25 protein-coding genes are annotated in these 18268 nt (G+C 31.9%); all 25 read left to right on the top strand.

Translation table 11 applies throughout. The features are described 5' to 3' along the window. Nucleotides 1–9 precede the first annotated feature (9 nt). The 25 genes from HF295_RS04600 (at nucleotide 10) to HF295_RS04480 (ending at nucleotide 18157) form a co-directional block, all read left to right on the top strand. Entirely contained in the window at nucleotides 10–330 is a 321-nt protein-coding gene (locus tag HF295_RS04600; RefSeq protein ID WP_312031010.1) for a hypothetical protein, read from the top strand. Beyond that, the gene (locus HF295_RS04595; RefSeq protein WP_312031009.1) at nucleotides 327–1973 is read left to right on the top strand and encodes a terminase large subunit; all 1647 of its coding nucleotides are present in this window, start codon (nucleotides 327–329) and stop codon (nucleotides 1971–1973) included. Before HF295_RS04600 ends, HF295_RS04595 begins: the two co-directional genes overlap by 4 nt. A 60-nt stretch (nucleotides 1974–2033) precedes the next feature. After that, a complete protein-coding gene (locus HF295_RS04590) occupies nucleotides 2034–3269 on the top strand; it encodes a hypothetical protein (protein WP_312031008.1) in 1236 nt (411 codons plus the stop codon). A gap of 15 nt (nucleotides 3270–3284) precedes the next feature. After that, complete coding sequence (locus tag HF295_RS04585) at nucleotides 3285–4505, top strand: phage portal protein (RefSeq protein WP_312031007.1); 1221 nt, start codon at nucleotides 3285–3287, stop codon at nucleotides 4503–4505. Then, complete coding sequence (locus tag HF295_RS04580; RefSeq protein ID WP_312031006.1) at nucleotides 4489–4704, top strand: hypothetical protein; 216 nt, start codon at nucleotides 4489–4491, stop codon at nucleotides 4702–4704. The genes HF295_RS04585 and HF295_RS04580 overlap by 17 nt, the downstream gene beginning before the upstream one ends. Next, entirely contained in the window at nucleotides 4688–5278 is a 591-nt protein-coding gene (locus tag HF295_RS04575) for an HK97 family phage prohead protease (protein WP_312031005.1), read from the top strand. Before HF295_RS04580 ends, HF295_RS04575 begins: the two co-directional genes overlap by 17 nt. An 11-nt stretch (nucleotides 5279–5289) precedes the next feature. After that, on the top strand, nucleotides 5290–6423 hold the full coding sequence (locus HF295_RS04570; RefSeq protein ID WP_312031004.1) for a phage major capsid protein: 1134 nt from the start codon (nucleotides 5290–5292) through the stop codon (nucleotides 6421–6423). Between the two features lie 36 nt (nucleotides 6424–6459). Further along, the gene (locus tag HF295_RS04565; protein ID WP_312031003.1) at nucleotides 6460–6744 is read left to right on the top strand and encodes a phage head-tail connector protein; all 285 of its coding nucleotides are present in this window, start codon (nucleotides 6460–6462) and stop codon (nucleotides 6742–6744) included. Further along, nucleotides 6745–7080 carry a hypothetical protein gene (locus HF295_RS04560; RefSeq protein ID WP_312031002.1) on the top strand — a complete coding sequence of 112 codons (336 nt, stop codon included), beginning with the start codon at nucleotides 6745–6747 and terminating at the stop codon, nucleotides 7078–7080. Beyond that, entirely contained in the window at nucleotides 7067–7450 is a 384-nt protein-coding gene (locus tag HF295_RS04555; RefSeq protein WP_312031001.1) for an HK97 gp10 family phage protein, read from the top strand. The genes HF295_RS04560 and HF295_RS04555 overlap by 14 nt, the downstream gene beginning before the upstream one ends. Next, nucleotides 7450–7785, top strand: coding sequence for a hypothetical protein (locus HF295_RS04550; RefSeq protein ID WP_312031000.1), 336 nt, complete (start codon nucleotides 7450–7452; stop codon nucleotides 7783–7785). Before HF295_RS04555 ends, HF295_RS04550 begins: the two co-directional genes overlap by 1 nt. Next, nucleotides 7786–8352, top strand: coding sequence for a major tail protein (locus HF295_RS04545; protein ID WP_312030999.1), 567 nt, complete (start codon nucleotides 7786–7788; stop codon nucleotides 8350–8352). It abuts the gene before it with no gap. A 14-nt stretch (nucleotides 8353–8366) separates the two neighbouring features. Further along, the gene (locus tag HF295_RS04540) at nucleotides 8367–8723 is read left to right on the top strand and encodes a hypothetical protein (RefSeq protein WP_312030998.1); all 357 of its coding nucleotides are present in this window, start codon (nucleotides 8367–8369) and stop codon (nucleotides 8721–8723) included. Between the two features lie 241 nt (nucleotides 8724–8964). Beyond that, entirely contained in the window at nucleotides 8965–9750 is a 786-nt protein-coding gene (locus HF295_RS04535) for a DUF6946 family protein (protein WP_312030997.1), read from the top strand. A gap of 48 nt (nucleotides 9751–9798) precedes the next feature. Next, nucleotides 9799–11808, top strand: a complete 2010-nt coding sequence (locus HF295_RS04530) for a phage tail tape measure protein (protein ID WP_312030996.1) — start codon at nucleotides 9799–9801, stop codon at nucleotides 11806–11808. After that, entirely contained in the window at nucleotides 11805–12635 is an 831-nt protein-coding gene (locus HF295_RS04525; protein ID WP_312030995.1) for a phage distal tail protein domain-containing protein, read from the top strand. The genes HF295_RS04530 and HF295_RS04525 overlap by 4 nt, the downstream gene beginning before the upstream one ends. Nucleotides 12636–12637: 2 nt before the next feature. Continuing rightward, nucleotides 12638–13756 carry a hypothetical protein gene (locus tag HF295_RS04520; RefSeq protein WP_312030994.1) on the top strand — a complete coding sequence of 373 codons (1119 nt, stop codon included), beginning with the start codon at nucleotides 12638–12640 and terminating at the stop codon, nucleotides 13754–13756. After that, on the top strand, nucleotides 13756–14529 hold the full coding sequence (locus HF295_RS04515) for a hypothetical protein (RefSeq protein WP_312030993.1): 774 nt from the start codon (nucleotides 13756–13758) through the stop codon (nucleotides 14527–14529). Before HF295_RS04520 ends, HF295_RS04515 begins: the two co-directional genes overlap by 1 nt. A gap of 12 nt (nucleotides 14530–14541) precedes the next feature. Then, on the top strand, nucleotides 14542–15393 hold the full coding sequence (locus HF295_RS04510) for a hypothetical protein (protein WP_312030992.1): 852 nt from the start codon (nucleotides 14542–14544) through the stop codon (nucleotides 15391–15393). After that, nucleotides 15393–16073, top strand: coding sequence for a hypothetical protein (locus tag HF295_RS04505; protein ID WP_312030991.1), 681 nt, complete (start codon nucleotides 15393–15395; stop codon nucleotides 16071–16073). The genes HF295_RS04510 and HF295_RS04505 overlap by 1 nt, the downstream gene beginning before the upstream one ends. 8 nt (nucleotides 16074–16081) lie before the next feature. After that, nucleotides 16082–16414: a hypothetical protein gene (locus tag HF295_RS04500; protein WP_312030990.1), complete on the top strand. Its 333-nt coding sequence runs from the start codon at nucleotides 16082–16084 to the stop codon at nucleotides 16412–16414. Further along, nucleotides 16407–17045 (top strand): hypothetical protein, encoded by a 639-nt coding sequence (locus tag HF295_RS04495; protein WP_312030989.1) that lies wholly within the window; start codon nucleotides 16407–16409, stop codon nucleotides 17043–17045. Before HF295_RS04500 ends, HF295_RS04495 begins: the two co-directional genes overlap by 8 nt. Nucleotides 17046–17064: 19 nt before the next feature. Beyond that, nucleotides 17065–17358: a hypothetical protein gene (locus HF295_RS04490; RefSeq protein WP_312030988.1), complete on the top strand. Its 294-nt coding sequence runs from the start codon at nucleotides 17065–17067 to the stop codon at nucleotides 17356–17358. After that, nucleotides 17345–17839 carry a hypothetical protein gene (locus HF295_RS04485; protein WP_312030987.1) on the top strand — a complete coding sequence of 165 codons (495 nt, stop codon included), beginning with the start codon at nucleotides 17345–17347 and terminating at the stop codon, nucleotides 17837–17839. The genes HF295_RS04490 and HF295_RS04485 overlap by 14 nt, the downstream gene beginning before the upstream one ends. Nucleotides 17840–17899: 60 nt before the next feature. Then, nucleotides 17900–18157 (top strand): single stranded DNA-binding domain-containing protein, encoded by a 258-nt coding sequence (locus HF295_RS04480; RefSeq protein ID WP_312030986.1) that lies wholly within the window; start codon nucleotides 17900–17902, stop codon nucleotides 18155–18157. Nucleotides 18158–18268: the final 111 nt, after the last annotated feature.

Below are 18268 nucleotides of genomic sequence, written 5' to 3'. Positions count from 1 at the left end.
CTTAAAAATATGATTAATATAGAATATAAGCGGCTAAAGTCGCTTTTTTCTTTGGTTGATGAATCAAAGAAAGAATTAGTAGACAATTTAATATATCAAGCAGCTTTTATGAAAGTAGAACTTGATAAACTACAAGACCAAATACGGAAATATGGTGCCATTCAAATATCAAACAAAGGTGCACAACGTCAAACTGAAGCAGCAAAATACTACACAAAGATGGTCAACTCTTATGGTACGGTGATTAAAACTCTAAATACAATACTAGGAACACAAGTTGATGACGGAGATGATGCGTTTGATGAATTTCTTAAAAAGGCAAGTGAATGAACTATTTAATTGAATACTATAAGGAAATCATTGATGGCAACATTGTCGCTGGAGAAGAGTTAAGAAAAGAACTAGATCAACTGATAAAGGATCTTGATAATCCTAGATATTATTTTGATGAAAAACCAGGCAATCTAAGAATAGACTTTATTGAAACATTCTGTAAGCACACAAAGTCACCATTTAATGGTAAGCCTTTTATATTAGAACTTTGGGAAAAAGCACTTATCCAAACTGCATATGGCTTTAAAATATCTGATTCAAAACTTAGAAGATTTAATGAAGTTATATTACTCATTGCTAGAAAGAATGGTAAGACAACCTTTGTTGCTGGGATAGATTTAGCTGAGTTCTTTTTATCAAGAGGCGGTGTTGATATTGTTTGTGCTTCTAACACAACTGAACAAGCGAATATACTCTTTGAAGAGATAAACAATATGAGAGAACAATCGCCTGCCTTATCAAAAGACACAAGAAGTAAGAAGAATATCTATCACATCTATTCTCCAAAGACAAAGAATAAGATAAAGAAACTATCAGCTCAATCAAGAAATAAGGATGGATACAATATCGAAGTTGGCTGTATTGATGAAGTGCATGAAATGACTGATTCTAAAGTGTATGATGCAATCAAGCAATCTCAATCAACTAAAAAAGAACCACTCATATTTGTCATAACCACCGAAGGGACTACCGTTGGTGGTTTTTTAGATAATAAACTATCTTATGTTAGAAAGATGTTAAAAGGTGAAATAGAAGATGAACGTGTTCTACCTTGGCTATATACACAAGACTCAACAAAAGAAATATATGATGATCAAAAGACTTGGCAAAAATCAAACCCGAGCCTTGGATTGGTAAAGCTAACTAATTACTTAGAAGATGTTATGAATAAATCAAAACATGACTTGTCTACTAGAGTCACCATGCTATGTAAAGACTTTAATATAAAACAATCTGACTCTGGCTCATGGCTATCATTTGAGGATTTAAACAATGAAGCTAAATACTCAATCGATGATTTAAGAGACTCTTATGCTGTAGGTGGTGTTGATTTGTCATCAACAACAGACCTTACAGCTGCAGTTTTAATCATTCAAAAACGTGACAGCAATCAAAAATATGTTATCTCACATTTCTTCATGCCAAGTGAAGTTGTGGGAAAAAGAATCAAAGAAGATAATGTTCCATATGACATTTGGATTAAAAAAGGATTCATTACTCTAACTGAAGGCAATCAAAATGACTTTAGTTTAGTCACACAATGGTTTATGAAGATAATTCAAACCTATGGTATTAGACCTTTATGGGTTGGGTACGATCCATGGAACTCTCAGTACTGGATAAAAGAGATGGAAGACTTAGGGTTCAATATGGAAAAGGTCAGACAAGGTATATATTCTCTATCTGAACCTATGAAGATATTAGAAGCTGATTTAAAAAATAACTTAGTAAACTATAATAATAATCCAATTATGAAATGGTGCATTGCTAATACACAAGCTAAGGTGGATTTGAATGGAAACATCCAACCATCGAAACTGAACTCGAAGTACAAGCGTATCGATGGAACGGTTGCAATGATAATTGCCTATGTAGTATTAAACAGGTATAAAACTGACTACGAAAATATGTTATCATGATTTTTTTTACTTAATCAATGGTATAATTATAGTTAATTAACTATTGTGGAGGGTATTTATATGGCTAAGAAATCATCAATACTATCACTCGTGAAAAACTCATTATCTAAAAATCAAAAATTAACAAAGGACGAAAATAGTAAAGCTATTATGGAAGCTAGATTCAGTTCATCTGGGAAACCTATAAAGCAAAGGTATGAAGATGAAAAAAAGAAAATACTTAAAAACAGAAAACATGAAGGAATTACTCTTAAAAAAAACGATCCAATAATTAAAAAAAAATACAATCATAAAAACCAAACTGCTCATCGACCTCAAAGCGTTAGAAATACTGTAACATGGAAACCTAAACACGATTCCATATTTGATAAAATAAATTCTGAAAGAAATAAAGAAATAATTATTAAGACTTCAAGATTCGTCGTAGAAAATATTTTAAAAACTAGCGGTTTTAATCTAAATAAAAGTGAACTTGATAATATGAGTGGTTTCTTAAGCTTAGTTGTATCAGAAAGTATCTCTCTAATGCTTAAAGAAGAAATCATAATAGGCAAAACAATTAATGCTTATATATCACTTGGTAAAAATGTATATAAAGCTATTGTATACATTAATGAAAAATACGAAGTTTCATTCTCGGATAAATTAAGGTTAGCAAATAGGGATGACATCAAAGAGTATGAGCAATTTAATATACAGCATTTAGATACAATAAATAAATATTATGGTGGATTAGAAAATTTGAATCAAATCAACAATGAAAGAAATGATGTTAATTACGAAGTAAATGGAAACTTATCAAACATTGGAAAGTATAATGTTTTTAGCAACACAATCGCTATTGTTATGAAAGAATTCAATCAAATATTTGGGTCTAAGATCATGAATAAATATCCACTACTCATTGATAACTGTAATAATGTTGAAAAAGCAAACTGTGGACATACTCCAATAATTACTCCTGTATTAAAACAGATATTAATCATTAAGCTAGGTATTGATGATTTTGGAAATGAAGCAAAAATTATTTTTCAATTAGCGCATGAACTTTGTCATTATGTTTTTTATTCAATTGAAGGCATTACAAAAACCATGGCAGGCGAGGAAGAAGAAAAATTATGTACCGCTATGTCTCTCATAGTATTGAAAAAATTATGCGAAAATAGTATTTTTGAACGATACTGCACTCATGTGAAAGACTTGCAAGTTGCTTACTATCGCAACGGTTATTTTTTAGCAGAAGAACTTGAATTTGAAATAGATTACATTGTTGATAAAATTCTAAAGAAACAATAAATATAAGAGGTAATTATGTTAATATTCAAACGAAAGAAAAAAACTGGATCATTTGATACAATCCAGTTAACAAGTAATCTTAATAAATTTTACACACCCTTTGGAACGAATATTTCTAAAAGTGATGTGGTAAAGATTTGTATAGATAGAGTCGCTAGTCAATGTGCGAAACTCAAACCAAGATATATAAAAACAGAAAACGATAAGACAGTAACCGAGAAGAAAGGTAGGCTGTCTTTTCTTTTGAAATATAAACCAAATGAAATAATGACACCTTATGATTTTATCTATAAAACAACAACCTTACTTTTGTTAAACGATAATGCATTTATCTATCCAAAGTTTGATAGACAAACTGGTAAGCTTAAAGGGATTTATCCATTAAGACCTGTAACAGTAGAGATGATTGTTGATGATGTGGATACATACTTCATTAAATTCATATTTGAAGATGGAAAACCCTATACCTTGCCATATGATAACATCATTCATCTAAGAAGACACTTTGCACAAAATGATATCTTTGGTGGGACTGGATCATCTGGTGATCATGAAGCTATTCTTAAAACCATATCAATCAATGATAGTTTGCTACAAGGCATTGATAATGCTGTAAAATCATCCATGCAGATAAAGGGTATTGTAAAGATGAATGGCATGCTATCAGAAGCAGACAAGAAAAAGCAACGCGATCTATTTGATGCTGCATTATCAGAGTCAACACATGTAAAGGGTAGTTCAATTATTCCAATTGATTTGAAATCAGAATATATCCCTTTAGATGTTGATCCAAAGATGATTGATAAAGATACCTTAGAATTCTTACAAAGTAAAATAACCGATTACTTTGGTGTATCAGTTCCAATCTTTACAAGTCAATATACAGAAGATGAATATAACTCATTTTATGAGTCAACCATAGAGCCTCTTGCTATTCAATTAAGCGAGGCTTTTTCTTTAGGTTTATTAACTGATAATCAACTTGAACGAGGAGAACAAATAGTTTTTTATAGTGAAAGATTACAATATGCTTCGTGGAACACAAAAGTCAATGCCATAGAAAAACTCATGAGTCTAGGGATTATGTCGCTTAATGAATCAAGAGCCTTATTAGGACTAGAACCAATAGAAGGTGGCCATAAACGTCTTCAATCATTAAACTTTGTGGATGCAGATAAAGCAAACCAATATCAAGTCGGTACTAAGGAGGAAGAAACAAATGAAGATAACAATTAATGGAAAGATATCAGAAGATGCACTTAAATCAATCTTAGAAACACAGAAGAAAAAAACAATCATTATTGATGAGTATTGTAAAAAAGAAAAACTAAGTGAGCTTAGTTATAAAGACTCAGAACTTGAATATGAGTATCAAAAACAAGTAAGACCAAAACAAAAGAAAGTTGAGACCAGAAAAAATGATAAAGGAAACTAGACTTGCTAATGTTACTCTTCATGAAGAAGATGACAAGATGATATTAGAAGGCTATGCTTTAGTCTTTAATAATGAAACCTTAATTGGTGATGAAGCCTATGGTTTTATTGAAGAAATCGATGCTAGAGCTTTAAGTGAAACAAAAATGAAAGATGTTCCCATGAAATATAATCATATGGACTCATTTTTGATTTTAGCAAGAACAAGAAATAAATCACTCACTTTAACAGTGGATAGTATCGGTTTAAAAGTTAGAGCGGAGTTATTAGATACCCATACTAACCAAGATATTTATAAAATGGTAAGAAGTGGCTTATTAGATAAAATGAGTTTTGCTTTTACAGTTGATGAACAAGTATGGAATAGAGAAGGTAGCATTCCTAAGAGAACAATTACAAAGATAGAAAGGTTGTATGATGTGTCGGTTGTGGATACACCGGCATATGATTCAACGAGTATATATGCTCGTTCTTTAGAGTCCATGGAGTTGGAACTAAAGGCTATGGATATGGTAGAGCAAGAAGAACAATCGAAACTAATAAAAAAACGGATCAAAATCAAATCACAAATCTAAAGGAGAAAATGATGAACCTAGAATTAAGACGAAAAGAAATTGAATCAAGACTGACTGAAATCAGAGGTCTTGTTGATAATGAAAAAGATATTAAAGCACTTGAAGCATTAGAAAGTGAAACAACTAATCTTCAAGAAGAACGTAGTGTCATTGATAAGAAAATGGCAATTGCCAGTAAAGCGGAAATTAAACCAATTGTCATTGAGAAGAAAAGCAAGGTTGATAAAGAAAAGTTAGAACTTAGAGCAACTAGCTTAAGAGAAAGCAGAGTCATCCAAGTATCAAGTGAAGAAATCTTACTACCTGAACACACAGCTTCAGGATTAGATCCATTACCATTTAAACAAGTATCAACGCTTGTTGATAGGGTGAATGTCATTAACTTAAATGGTGGAGAAACTTATAAGAAGTCTTTTGTTAAGAGTAATGGCGTTGCTGGAACGACTACTGAAGGCGGGGCTTATGCAACTACTGAACCAAGCTTTGGTTATTTAACTATCTCTAAAGTAAAGATTACGGCTTATACAGAAATTACTGAAGAGTTAGAAAAACTACCTGCTATTCCTTATCAAGCAGAAGTTCTTAGAAACATTAACATTTCACTTAAGAAAAAAATTAGTGAACAAATCTTAAGAGGTGCAGGAACAACCAATACCTTCACTGGTATCTTCAGTGATGCTGCAGTTGCACTTGCTGATACTACACCACTTGAAATTGAAGCAATCACAGATTCAACCTTAGATGATATTGTCTTTGCCTATGGTGGAGATGAAGAAGTCGAAGGCGGGGCAGTCCTTATTTTAAATAAGAATGACTTGCGTGCATTTGCGGGACTTAAAACACAAGAAGGTCGTAAGGTTCATACAATTGATTATGTCAATAAAACAATTGATGGCATTCCATATATCATCAACTCAAACTGTAAGGCAATCTCTGATAAGAATACTGTAGCTGGAGAATATGGTATTGCCTATGGAGCGCTTAAGAACTATGAAGTTCCAGTCTTCTCACCTGTAGAAATCGGTAAGTCTACAGATTACAAATTTAAAGATGGCATCATTAGCTATAAAGCATCAGTATTCACAGGTGGGAATGTTGTCGGCTATAACGGCTTCTTGCGTATTAAAAAGAAAGCTGCTGCTTAAAGGTAGTATAGACTAAATTAAGAAAGGATTGATTTCATGGCCATATTAGATATTGTAAAAAAAGCATTACTTATTCCTTTATCAGAATCATTTGCTGATGAAGAGTTAAATACACATATCAACTCATGTAAAGCGTACCTTGCAAGCTGTGGGATTGATCCTGCCTTTATAAGTGATGAATCAAATCCAATGATATCAACCATTATCATCATTTATGTAAAAACATTTTTTGGTTTTAAAAATGATGGAAGTGCAAAAGAACTACCAAAAACATTTGATATGCTAGTCGGCCAAGTTGCACTTACAAAAGGAGCAAACTGAATGTATCCTAATTCCCCTAATGTAAGATTAAAGTTATTAAGAATGGAACTCATTCAAAACTCTATTGGATCTGCGATCTATCAATTACAAAATGCTAAAGAAGTCCTAGGCATTAATTTTTCTATCAGATCAAGTGAATATTATGAAAGTAAACGATCAGACATTAAAATTGATATTGCTTTAAAGATACAGGGCTTTCTTTATGACAATAGCAAGTACGCTGATATTGCAGGTGTCATTTATAAGATAGAGAGAACTTATCAAATAGGACAATTTATTGAACTATACTTAAATCGATCTAACATAAGAAAGCGTGATATCATTGACTACATTTGATAACTTAGGAGAAAAAATAGCAGACATGGTTGAAGACTATGCAGAAGACATCATTAAAAAACTTGAAAAACGCTTAGATGAGACTGCTAATGATATTGTTAAATATATTAGTATGCATGCACCAAGAAGTGGTGGTTCAAAGCCCTTCGCTGATTCTTTTATTGCTGAACCTCAAGGCACAGGTGTTAATAAAACAATATCCATATTTTCAAATGAAAAAGGCGGCTTAACCCACCTATTAGAATTTGGTTTTACACATAGGAGTGGTAAATATGTAGGACCACGTCCTTTTATGCGCCCAGCATATGACATCTTAACACCTAAGATGATAGAAGATATTAAATCGATTATTGAAAAAGGTGATAGCTAATGCAAGAGAAACTAGAGGCCTTGTTTAATACCCTAGACTCTGTATTACCAGGTAAGGTATCATATGGAAGAAGAGAGAGTTTAGTTGATGATCCTAACTATATTATTTATCAAGTCTTAAGCAATAGAAATCTTGTTTATGCAGATGATAAATCACTGATTAAAATTGCGACCTTTCAAGTTAATTTAATCACTAAGAAAAAAGATCTATTTATTGAAGAAAGATTAGAAGCATCCCTATATTTTATGGGATATGAATATGAATTATTATCTGAATTCATCAATGAAGATGGTTCAGTTAACAGGGTATATGAAATCAAACAGGAGGTATTTTAAATGAGTAATAAAGTAACATTTGGTTTAACCAATGTGCACTATGCATTAGCCACTCAAGCTGAAGATGGGTCTTGGACCTTTGCCGCGCCTAAGCGATTAGTTGGTGCACAAGAAATTACAACTGAGGCAATCGGTGGTAGCACACAAGTTTATGCAGATGATAAAGTAATTGCAACCTTAGTATCAAACTCAGGAACAACTGTAACACTTAAGTTTACAGAAATAGATGATATATTTAAAAAGGATATATTTGGAGTTTTAGAAGATACAAATGGTAACCTTGTAGAAGTTGTAAATAATGAAACAAAAACATTTGCTCTAGGTTATGAAATACAAGGTGATATTAAAGCAAGACGCATTTGGTATTTTTTATGTACAGCGACTCCTTCAGGTGATGCTAGTAAATCTAAAGCAGACTCAATAGAAGCAAATTCGATTACATTAAATATTACAGCTAGACCGATTGAGTCTGGTGACAATCAAATCTTAAGAGTGATTGCAGGTGTAGGAGATACAAACTATGCAGGTTTCCTAACACAAACACCAGCTTTACCTACATTTATTTAAGGAGATAAGAAGAAATGGAAAAGACACTTAAACTAGGCGATAAAGAATATCGTCTTCATTCATCACTATTTACAATTATTGATTATCGTAATGTCTTCTCTACTGAGCTATTTAGTGATATTAAAAAATTAGAGAAAACTAAAATAAAGAAAGAATCAGACCTATCAACGGCTATTGATACGATATTTCGTATCATCTATATCTTGCAAAGACCTTTTAATAAACAATCCTACAATGACTTTTTAATGTCATTAGATTTTTCTATTTTAAGTAATCATAGTGAATTAGAGAATCTAACCAACACAATAGGTGAAATGCTAGGTACCTTTCAAAAAGGAGACTCTCCCAAGCACCCCTCAAAAAGTAAATGATGAATCAAATATAACTGCAAACATCATCTTTAATCTGGCTCACTTAGGTTTATCAATTGAAGATACCAAGAGCTTTGATCTAGACACATATTTTGAGATTGTTGAACTGGAAATGAATGTGATTAATGGTAATCAATCATCAAAAAAAGCAACGCAAAGTGATATTGATGCCTTTTTAGTTTAAGGTGTTTCTATGATATTTGTATGGTATAATTGCTCTAGATGAGGATGGTGAAGTTTTATGAATTTGTATTTTATGAAAAAAGATTCTAAAGTAGATAGTTATGGTGATATTAAAGAGGCCTTCTTAAAAAATAAAACTAAGAAAAAAGATTGGTGCGAAGGAAAAAGTGCTGAGTCACTTTGTAGATATTGGTTTAATGAAGATAACAATGAATTTGATAAAATGATTAGTGAAAAGTTTAGTGGATTTAAATTGAATGATGGCTATTTTGAGGCAACAACATATTTTGATAATTATAAAGGCGGACCAAGAAACCATGATCTTCTTTTTAAGAAAGTAATATATAACAAAGGGCAAATGACAATTGGAATTGAAGCGAAAGGTAATGAAGAATACGCTGAGTTGATTAAAGATAAATATCAATATGTTATTAATACAAGAGCTAAAGGAAAAAAATCAAATTTAGATTTAAGACTTGATGCAATTTTTGATTCGCTGAATCGTAATAATAATGATTTATCATACGATGAGTTTAGCGGATTAAGATATCAGTTATTTTCAGGTTTGATTGGAACAATTACTGAGGCAAATTTAAATAAGTCAGATGTTGCACTATTTATCATTCATCAATTCGTTACTCATAAAACTATAACCAGTTCTTTAGAAACAAATAAAAGAGACCTGAAAAAATATTTAAAATTTATTGGTGTAAATAAAGAGTTAAGTTCAGGTGATATTATTGAATTTCCTTTGAAATTTAAAGAAACCAATAAAGCCAAAATAAAATATAAATCTAATGAATTAAATGTCTATATTGGATACTTGATAACAAAACTAGATTAAACACATCAAAACTGATGTGTTTTTCTTTTACACTGGAGGTGACTATTAATGGCTGAGACAGTCAAAGGATTAAATATAAAGTTAAGCCTTGATGGTAAAGATTTAGAAAACGAACTAAAAGGTATCAAAAAAGACCTTAAAGAACAGAACAAAGATTTAAGAGCTATTAATACAAACCTTAGATATGATAGTACTAATCTAGAACTTTGGAAACAAAAACAAGATAAACTAAATGATATCTTAGTTCAAACAAAAAAGAAGTTAAGTACTCAAAATCAAGAACTTGATAAAGCTAAAAAAGCTGTCCAACTTGGTGATATGAGCCAAGAGGAATTTTCTAAGTTAAAACGAAATGTTCAATATACTGAAGCATCCCTTGCTAAGTTCAATGGACAACTAGAAAAAACAGGAAATAAGATAAAAGAATTGAGTAATGCTAATTTTGAAAAGATTGGTAAAATTGGCTCTACATTAACAAAATCTGTAACGGTTCCTATATTAGGAGCCGTTTCTGCTTTAACAGCATTCTCAATAAAATCTGCATATGCATCTGATGAGATAGGTGACACAGCTGAAAAACTAGGATTATCTGCAGAACAAATGCAGGAGTGGAATCACTCTGCGACTATTTTAGGTGTCTCAACTGAAAGAATGGAAAAAGCCTTCATGAAGGTTAATGGTCTTTTGGGTGAGATAGCGACAGGTAATGGTGACAAGTATGCAGATAGCCTTGCGTTAATTGGGCTAAGTATTGATGATTTAAAAGGTAAGAATGCTGATCAAGCATTTGCACTTATTAGAGATGCTTTAAGTGAAGTAGAAGATGAAGCCATAAGAGTTGGTGTGGCTAATGATTTATTAAGCGAAAGAGTGGCAGCTGATATTATTCCTGTTTTAACTCAAGAAGCAGCTACTATAAACGATTTAAGAAATGAAGCAAGAGAACTAGGTATCGTTACCAATGAACAAGCCGCTCAAGCTGGTGAGTTTACAGATGCACTAGATAGAACTAAACAAGCGGTCTCTAGTTTAGGTGTAGACCTAGCGTCTACCTTACTTCCGGCCATTCAAAGTCTAACGATTAAGATAAGAGATAATGTGATTCCAACTTTAAAAGACTGGATCGATAAATGGAAAAATATAGACTCAAGTACAAAGAAAATCATTGGAACTTTAACAGGACTTGTAGTTGCGATTGGACCTGTTTTAAGTGTTGTAGGTAAAGTTGGACCTTTGTTAAATATGGTTTCAATGAGTTTAAAAGCAGTGGGTACATCAGGTATATTTGCTGGAGTTGGTATCAATGCAGCGACACTTGGTATTGGTGCTTTAATTGCTATATTGGTGATGGCGCTATTTCAAAGTGAAGAGTTTAGATCCTTGCTAGAAAGACTTATGGAAACTTTCATGCAGTTACTTCCGCCTATACTTGCAATAGTCGATAGTCTCATGACGGCTTTACAACCAATCCTTGATGTCATCATTGAATTAGTCATTATGCTAGTTGAACTCTTAGTGCCTATACTAGATGTCATTTTAATGCCACTGATTACTCAAATTCAGATGTTTGCTGAGATACTAGGTTTATTAGCACCACTTATAACTGTCGTAGGAGAAGTTTTAAATGCAATCTTAGTTCCAGCAATAAATATCTTAAAAACTGTTCTTGATCCAGTCTTAAAAGTTGTTCAAAAAATAGTTGAGTTCATTCAAAAGATATTTGAGTGGATTGGTGAGCTTCCTTCAAAGATTGGGGACTTTGGTGGTAAGGTCAAGGATACCTTTTCAAGTGTAACAGAAGGCATATCTAATATTGCTAATAAGGTTACAGATGGCATAGGTGACTTTGCCTCTAATGCAGCGAGTAAAGTTGGAGGCTTTTTTGGTGGTGTTGGAGATTTCTTTTCAGATACCTTTAATTTAAAAGGATCAAGTACTGTTAATAACTCTAACTCTAGTTCATCAACAAACAATACAAACAACATAACGATTAATACAACAGCGCCAACCTTTGACATTGATTCTATTAATCAAGCATTAGGAGGTAATGTCATTTGATTAGACAATTTTACTTAGAAAATGAATACGGTGATATTTATTATTTCAACCATAAAAACCAGACCATTATCTCAGAGATTAGTGGTCTTGGTTTTTCTCTAGATTTAAAGTATCTAGAATATAGTCAGTTTTATCAACGCTCAGATTATAATATACCATTATCTGAAATTACAGAAACCTTAGTTTTTTTAAAAGGTTATCAGGGTTATAAAGCCTTTGTGGATTTTATTAGTAAGGGTCATAAAGCATTTAAACTCTATTATGAAAATGATGCATTTAAAGCGTATTGTTGTGTTGATATTGCAAGTCTATCAAAAGCAGAACTTGTAGCAAGTACAATTCAAAGCCAGATTATCTTTAAAAAGTTATCCTTATGGTTAAAGGAAAAGACATATGAGATTATTGCCAATGGCTCAAGAAGTGGAAAAGTCTATCCTTACATGTATCCATACTTTTATTCAAGTTCATATGAAGGTAAGGCTTATATTAAAAATGAAGGACTAGATCAAGCACCACTAGTAATTGAAATCTTAGGTAATGTTAATAACCCTGAAGTGCTTATTAAGAAGAACCAAGAAGTGGTATCGATATTGCGTTTATATCTAAGTGCAGAAAATGCAAATATCACAATTAATGCAATTCCTAGCCAACAAGAAATGACTATGGATGAATCAGGAGTCATTACTGACATCTATGGTCTTCAAGATTTTGAACTTGATAACTTTATATTCTTAGATCATGGGGATTATGAAGTTGAGTTTAAGCCAGGTGTTTCATCTGAGTCTATCTGCAAGATTAAGGTTCTTGAAGGTTACTTGGGTATATAGTTATGAAACTAATATTCCTAGATAGACACACACTTCAATATAAGGATAACGCAAGAATTTCTAACAATTATCAACTTGTATTAGATATGGTCTTAATTAAACGATCGAGTTTCAAAGTTAACAAAATAAATATAAATTGTAAAATTGGGGATATTTTAGTCCTAAAAACGGATAAGTTTTCTTATATTGGTATCTTAGAAAGTATCGAATTAAATGATGATTTTACAAGCATGATTAAATCTCTCGATTTTAGAGAGATTTTTAATTTGGATACACCAGCCATTAGTTTTAGTGGTGATGTAGCAGACTATATATATCAAGTCATTACAAGTCATTTTAAAAATAACTCAGATAGCATGCAAAACTTAAATTACTTAACTATCGAGAAGGAAACAAGTGTTAATGGACAATTAAACTTTGACTCAGATAAAATTATTAATATATCAAAGATATTTGAACTTGGATCAAAAAGTTATGGTTTGAGTTTTTCAACGGATGTCACTTATTTAAGAGGACGAATCACAGGCATTGTTTTTCGTATCCTTCCAGTTAAAAGTGGAATTAAAATGAGAAGTGACTTTTCTTCTATCTTAAATATTAAAACCAATGACTCAACTAGTCAGCTTATAAACAAGGTAATCTTTTATCCAAGAAGTGATAATCAGATACACAAATCAATAAAAACTTATTATTTGCTTACAAATGGCCATATTACAGAAAGTCCAATACCTGATAAAAGATACAATAGTGTCATGTCTAGAACTTATATGTATACAGATAAAGATTTTGATACATTAGATACTAAAGCAAGAAGTGACATGGTCAAATCAAAGTTAGATCACAATATAGAATTTATGATCGATATGAATAATAAAGTCTTTATACCATTTGAAAATATCAATTTAGGCGATTATGTTTCCTTTATCCATAAGGGAAAAACATATGAATCAATCGTGACAGGTATTAGCTTTAAAGATTCAATGAATTATGCATTAGTTACCTTAGGGGAATATAGAGTCAAGTTAACAGAGAAAATACAATTGCTAAGTAACAATAAATCAAAGCAAACAACTAGTAATATAACCATAACAAACACAAATATAGATGGAGGAGAGTTTTAATGGGCATACAAAAGATAACCTTTGAGGGTGGTAATGTGACCTCTAAAGTAGATGCTGACTTATATCATTTTTTGTTTTCTGCTGATGTAGGGATTTTAAAAGGCTTAAAGGGAGAATGTGATTATACACTAGCCAATAACACCATTACCTTTAGTGATGGCTATGTATCAATTTATGGAAGAATTATCTATATAGAAAATCAAACAAGTATTGGCGTTTCACCTGATTCAAACAAACATGGTTTTGTTGTTTTAGGTGTTAATACATCAGATCAGACAGCTAGTTTATACTTAAAGGAACAAACAGGAAGTTATCCGTCTTTAACTAGAACAAACTTAAATAAAAGCGGTGGTTTATATGAACTGGTCTTATGTGCTTACACAAAAACCACAACTGCTCTGTCACTTTCCAACTATGAAAGATTTATGATTGAAAAAGATAAGATTAGAGTAGATGACTTAGATGCAGACATAAAAAGCAGGTATTTACCTAAAAGGAAAACACTGAATAGAGTGATGAGCGGTACTTATACCTTTTCAGTTGCGAGTTCTGTAGAATTAATGGACTCTATAGTTTATGTCACCATTAATAATTCAACCATCATTACCTTTCCAGGTGAAGCCATATTTTTATTTGTGGGATCTAATACATCTATTGCTTATAGGTTTGGGAGTGGTGATTACTCACTTGGTGTTGTTTATGAAAACGGCACAGTCACCTTAAGTGCAGGTAGTAGCATACATAATATTACAAGTGTGTTTTTGAAAAAGTAAAGGAGATAAGAAATGGCAACAATTCAAATTAAAAGAAGAACAACTTCAGGAACCGGTCCACTAACTGGGTCAAGTGGTTCTATAAAAGCAGGAGAACCACAAGTTGATTTTAATGGTGAGCATTTATATATTGCTAAAGGGGATAAAACGGGTAATAGTTCTAACCCATTAGCAGAATCAGACTATTTAAAAATACCAGGTGTAGGCAAGGTAAATAACCAAATCGATACAAAAATAACTGCTTTGAATCTAGGAACAGCCTCTACTAAAAATACAGGAACCAGTAGTGGAAATATTCCTGTTCTAAACTCTAGTGGAAAACTAGCTGATAGCATTGTGCCAAAGATTGCCATGACCAATACTTATGTAGTATCAAGCCAATCAGCAATGCTTGCTTTATCTAATGCACAAGAAGGGGACGTGGCCATTAGAACCGATAAGAATAAGTCTTATATCCTAAAGAACTCAAGCTATAATAACTTAGCCAGTTGGCAAGAACTACTTAGCCCAACAGATGCAGTCTCTAGTGTGAATGGGCAAACTGGAGCAGTAACTATATCTTTAGCAGGATTAGGTGGTGTATCTAATGCAACATTTAATGCCCATAAAGGAAATGTATCACACTTAACAGATATTCAGCGAAACACATTGAATACAATTGCAGATGCTAGAATATATGAATCAACAGGAACCTCTCTAGCAACGTCTCCAACAAATTATGCTAATAAAGCTATCTATAAGGGACTTGTCATGTATCCGGTCATTGACAGTGATTACACTCCTAAAAGAATTACATATCAATTAGGTATTGATGAAACAAAAGTGCTTCAACCAACGTCTGTCATTGATGGTGGGACTTACTAGTGGCTATTATCAGAGTCAAAAGAGGCTCGACCAAACCCACCACTTCTAATATGTCTCATTTGGGTGAGCTTGCCTTTGATTATACAAATGAGGTTCTTTATGCCAGAGGTCAGTCATCCGTTGTAAAAATAGGTGGAGCTTTTGAAAGAGTTTATCTATCAGAGGCTTCATCAACTTACAGAAGCATATCATATGACTTTGATCCAGATTATATTTATAAGGTTCATGTTATAGCAGGTACCTATGGTAACTCAAATGATACATCTGATACTTTCATTTATTACAGAACATCAAGTAGCTCAAATCTATATGGTTCATATGTATCTCATCATGTTAATACTGAAAATACAACTCATACAAAGGCATCAAACTCAAATCAATACCGCTTTTATATTGAGGATAGTTATGTATCAGGACCAAGTATCATAAGTGGTATTACAAAAGTCATAGATTTTGAAATATCACCAACATTCAAAAGAAATTATCTAGATACAGAGCAGTGGGTTATTTATGGAAAAAGTATCACAACAAATAATGACCAAAATGATGCATCGATTAAGATGGTTGATTTTGCCCATTCAGTGAATGGTAATCTTGGTGGTATATATATTAATCCTGGTGTTTCAGTTGGTATACCTGATAGTATATCTGTCACAATCTTTAGGATGAAAAGAAAGTAGGTAAAATAATGGCAATTATAAAAGCGTTATACACAAAGTTTGATATATCGGTAAGCTATCACAGGATTACAGCTTTTAATATAAGTTACGCTCATAAAAAGATTACTATCTGCCTAGCATCTTATGTATCGAAAGAAGCTAGAGCCAAGCAAAGTAAGCCGATTGAAGAACTAGACATATCCATACCTTTTGAAGATTATCCCTTGTTTTTAGGTGTTAATCCGATTGTAGCATCTTATAAATGGCTTAAAGAAAACGTGATAGGTTTTGAAGATGCTCTAGATGATTTTGATGTATTAGAGCCTATGCTTACTAATTTAGAAGGTGATATAGATGGATGATTTATTGTCTTTCGTAAGGAATATCTTTCCAACATGTAAAGTATTGCTTCTATATTATTCAGGCTCTAGAGGTTATGGTTTTAATGATGACACTAGTGACATAGATATAACGGCAGTCTTAGATGGTTTTAAAGGTAACATGCATGTGCAATTGGGTGAAATTGATATCTTTGCCTTTTCAAAAGAAGATTACATTAAAAGACAATTCTTTGATGAAACTATCATTGATTACTATAAGAGTGCAGCTGATGATATTTTAGTTTGTAAAGATAAGGTGATTTACCTAGATAATGACTTTGAGCAAGATTACCAAAACTTAAAACAATTTGATCATAAGAAGTTTTTAATTAATCAACTTGATGCCTTATTAAACTATACAAAGATGCGCTTTGGAATAAAGAAGAACTTTAAATCCCATTATCATATCTTTAGAATGAGGGGTATGGTTGATCATTATGATAAAACAGATAAATATGAGCTTGTTGTAGAAGCACCCTGGTTTACAAAGATGATGGACTTTAAACATAATTGGGAAAATGAGAAATCAAAACCCTATATAAAAGAGATAAAAGAACAAGTAGACTATTTAGAAAATTACCGAAATGAGTTGATTAAATGTGGACTGGGATAACCTTATACACTTATTTAGAATGGAAAACTTAATTTATTGGATTGTAACTATGGTTGTTGTTATTCTTACAACGATAAAACAATTCAGCAAACAAGATAAACATAACAAAACAAAAAATGATGAAATCATCATTAGGTTACAAGGGATTGAAAAGCAAAACATCAAAATGCTTAATTTATTGGAGATGCATGGTCAAGATATTAAATCACTAAAAAAAGATGTTAATGTCTTAGAACACCGAGTATCAAGATTAGAAGATTCACAAGTTAATATTTATAACCACATAGGAGGAAAAGCAAATGACAACACTTGAAAGCATATTGCTAGTTACTAATGTTTTAACACTTGTTTTATATGTGTCATCAAAGTATAAAGAAGGCACCAATCTGTCAACTATCATTAAAGAAGTTAAAGATGATATTAAAAGCTCATCAGAAGTTGTTTCAGATTTGGTAAGCAAAGCAACTGATATTGTCTTTGATGAAAGTATCCAAAAGACTATAAAAGAGTTCATTATGATCGTTGAAGAGAAAAATCAAATTGCCAAAGAAAAAGGTGAATCATTTTTAATGGGTAATGAGAAAAAACACGCAGTTATTAAACGTCTTAGTGAATGGGTAGCTAACCTTTCTGGTTCTACAGAAAAAGCCATTGGCTTTGTAGAAGATAACCAAAGTAAGATTGAATCTATTATTGATGACTATATATCGTTTTCTAATAAAATGCATGGTAAATCAACCCTTTCTGAAGCAGAAAAAATCATCGCAGATAGATTAAATTATAAATGTGAGTAATGCTTGATATAAGTCCTATATTTAGGTAACATGTATCACAAGAAAACTGAGGAGGAAATTATGTTAAACCAAGTTGTTTTAGTTGGAAAAGTATCTAAGCTAGATAAACAAGCAGGTATTGTTCTGGTTCATATCAATAGAGCCAATAATAAAGATTCTGATTTGATTCCTGTTAAGTTAAATGAGATATTGATGGACAACGTTCTTGAATATCTAATTGAAGGAGCGATCATTGGAGTTAAAGCATCCTTAAATATCGATGACGACATTCTAAGGATAGTTGCAGAAAAAGTCACATTTATAAACACCAAAAAATAAATTAAAAGTAAATAGATAGAAAAAAGCCATATTCAGTTATTAAAATGAATATGGCTTTTCGTATTTTAAAAGCAACTTTATCATGATATACTTATATTAAATTAGGCAACT

Source organism: Hujiaoplasma nucleasis, from assembly GCF_013745115.1.
Lineage (GTDB): Bacteria > Bacillota_I > Bacilli_A > Izemoplasmatales > Hujiaoplasmataceae > Hujiaoplasma > Hujiaoplasma nucleasis.
The sequence above is the reverse complement of the archived record's forward strand: the minus strand, read 5'-3'. Positions and strand labels throughout refer to the sequence as shown.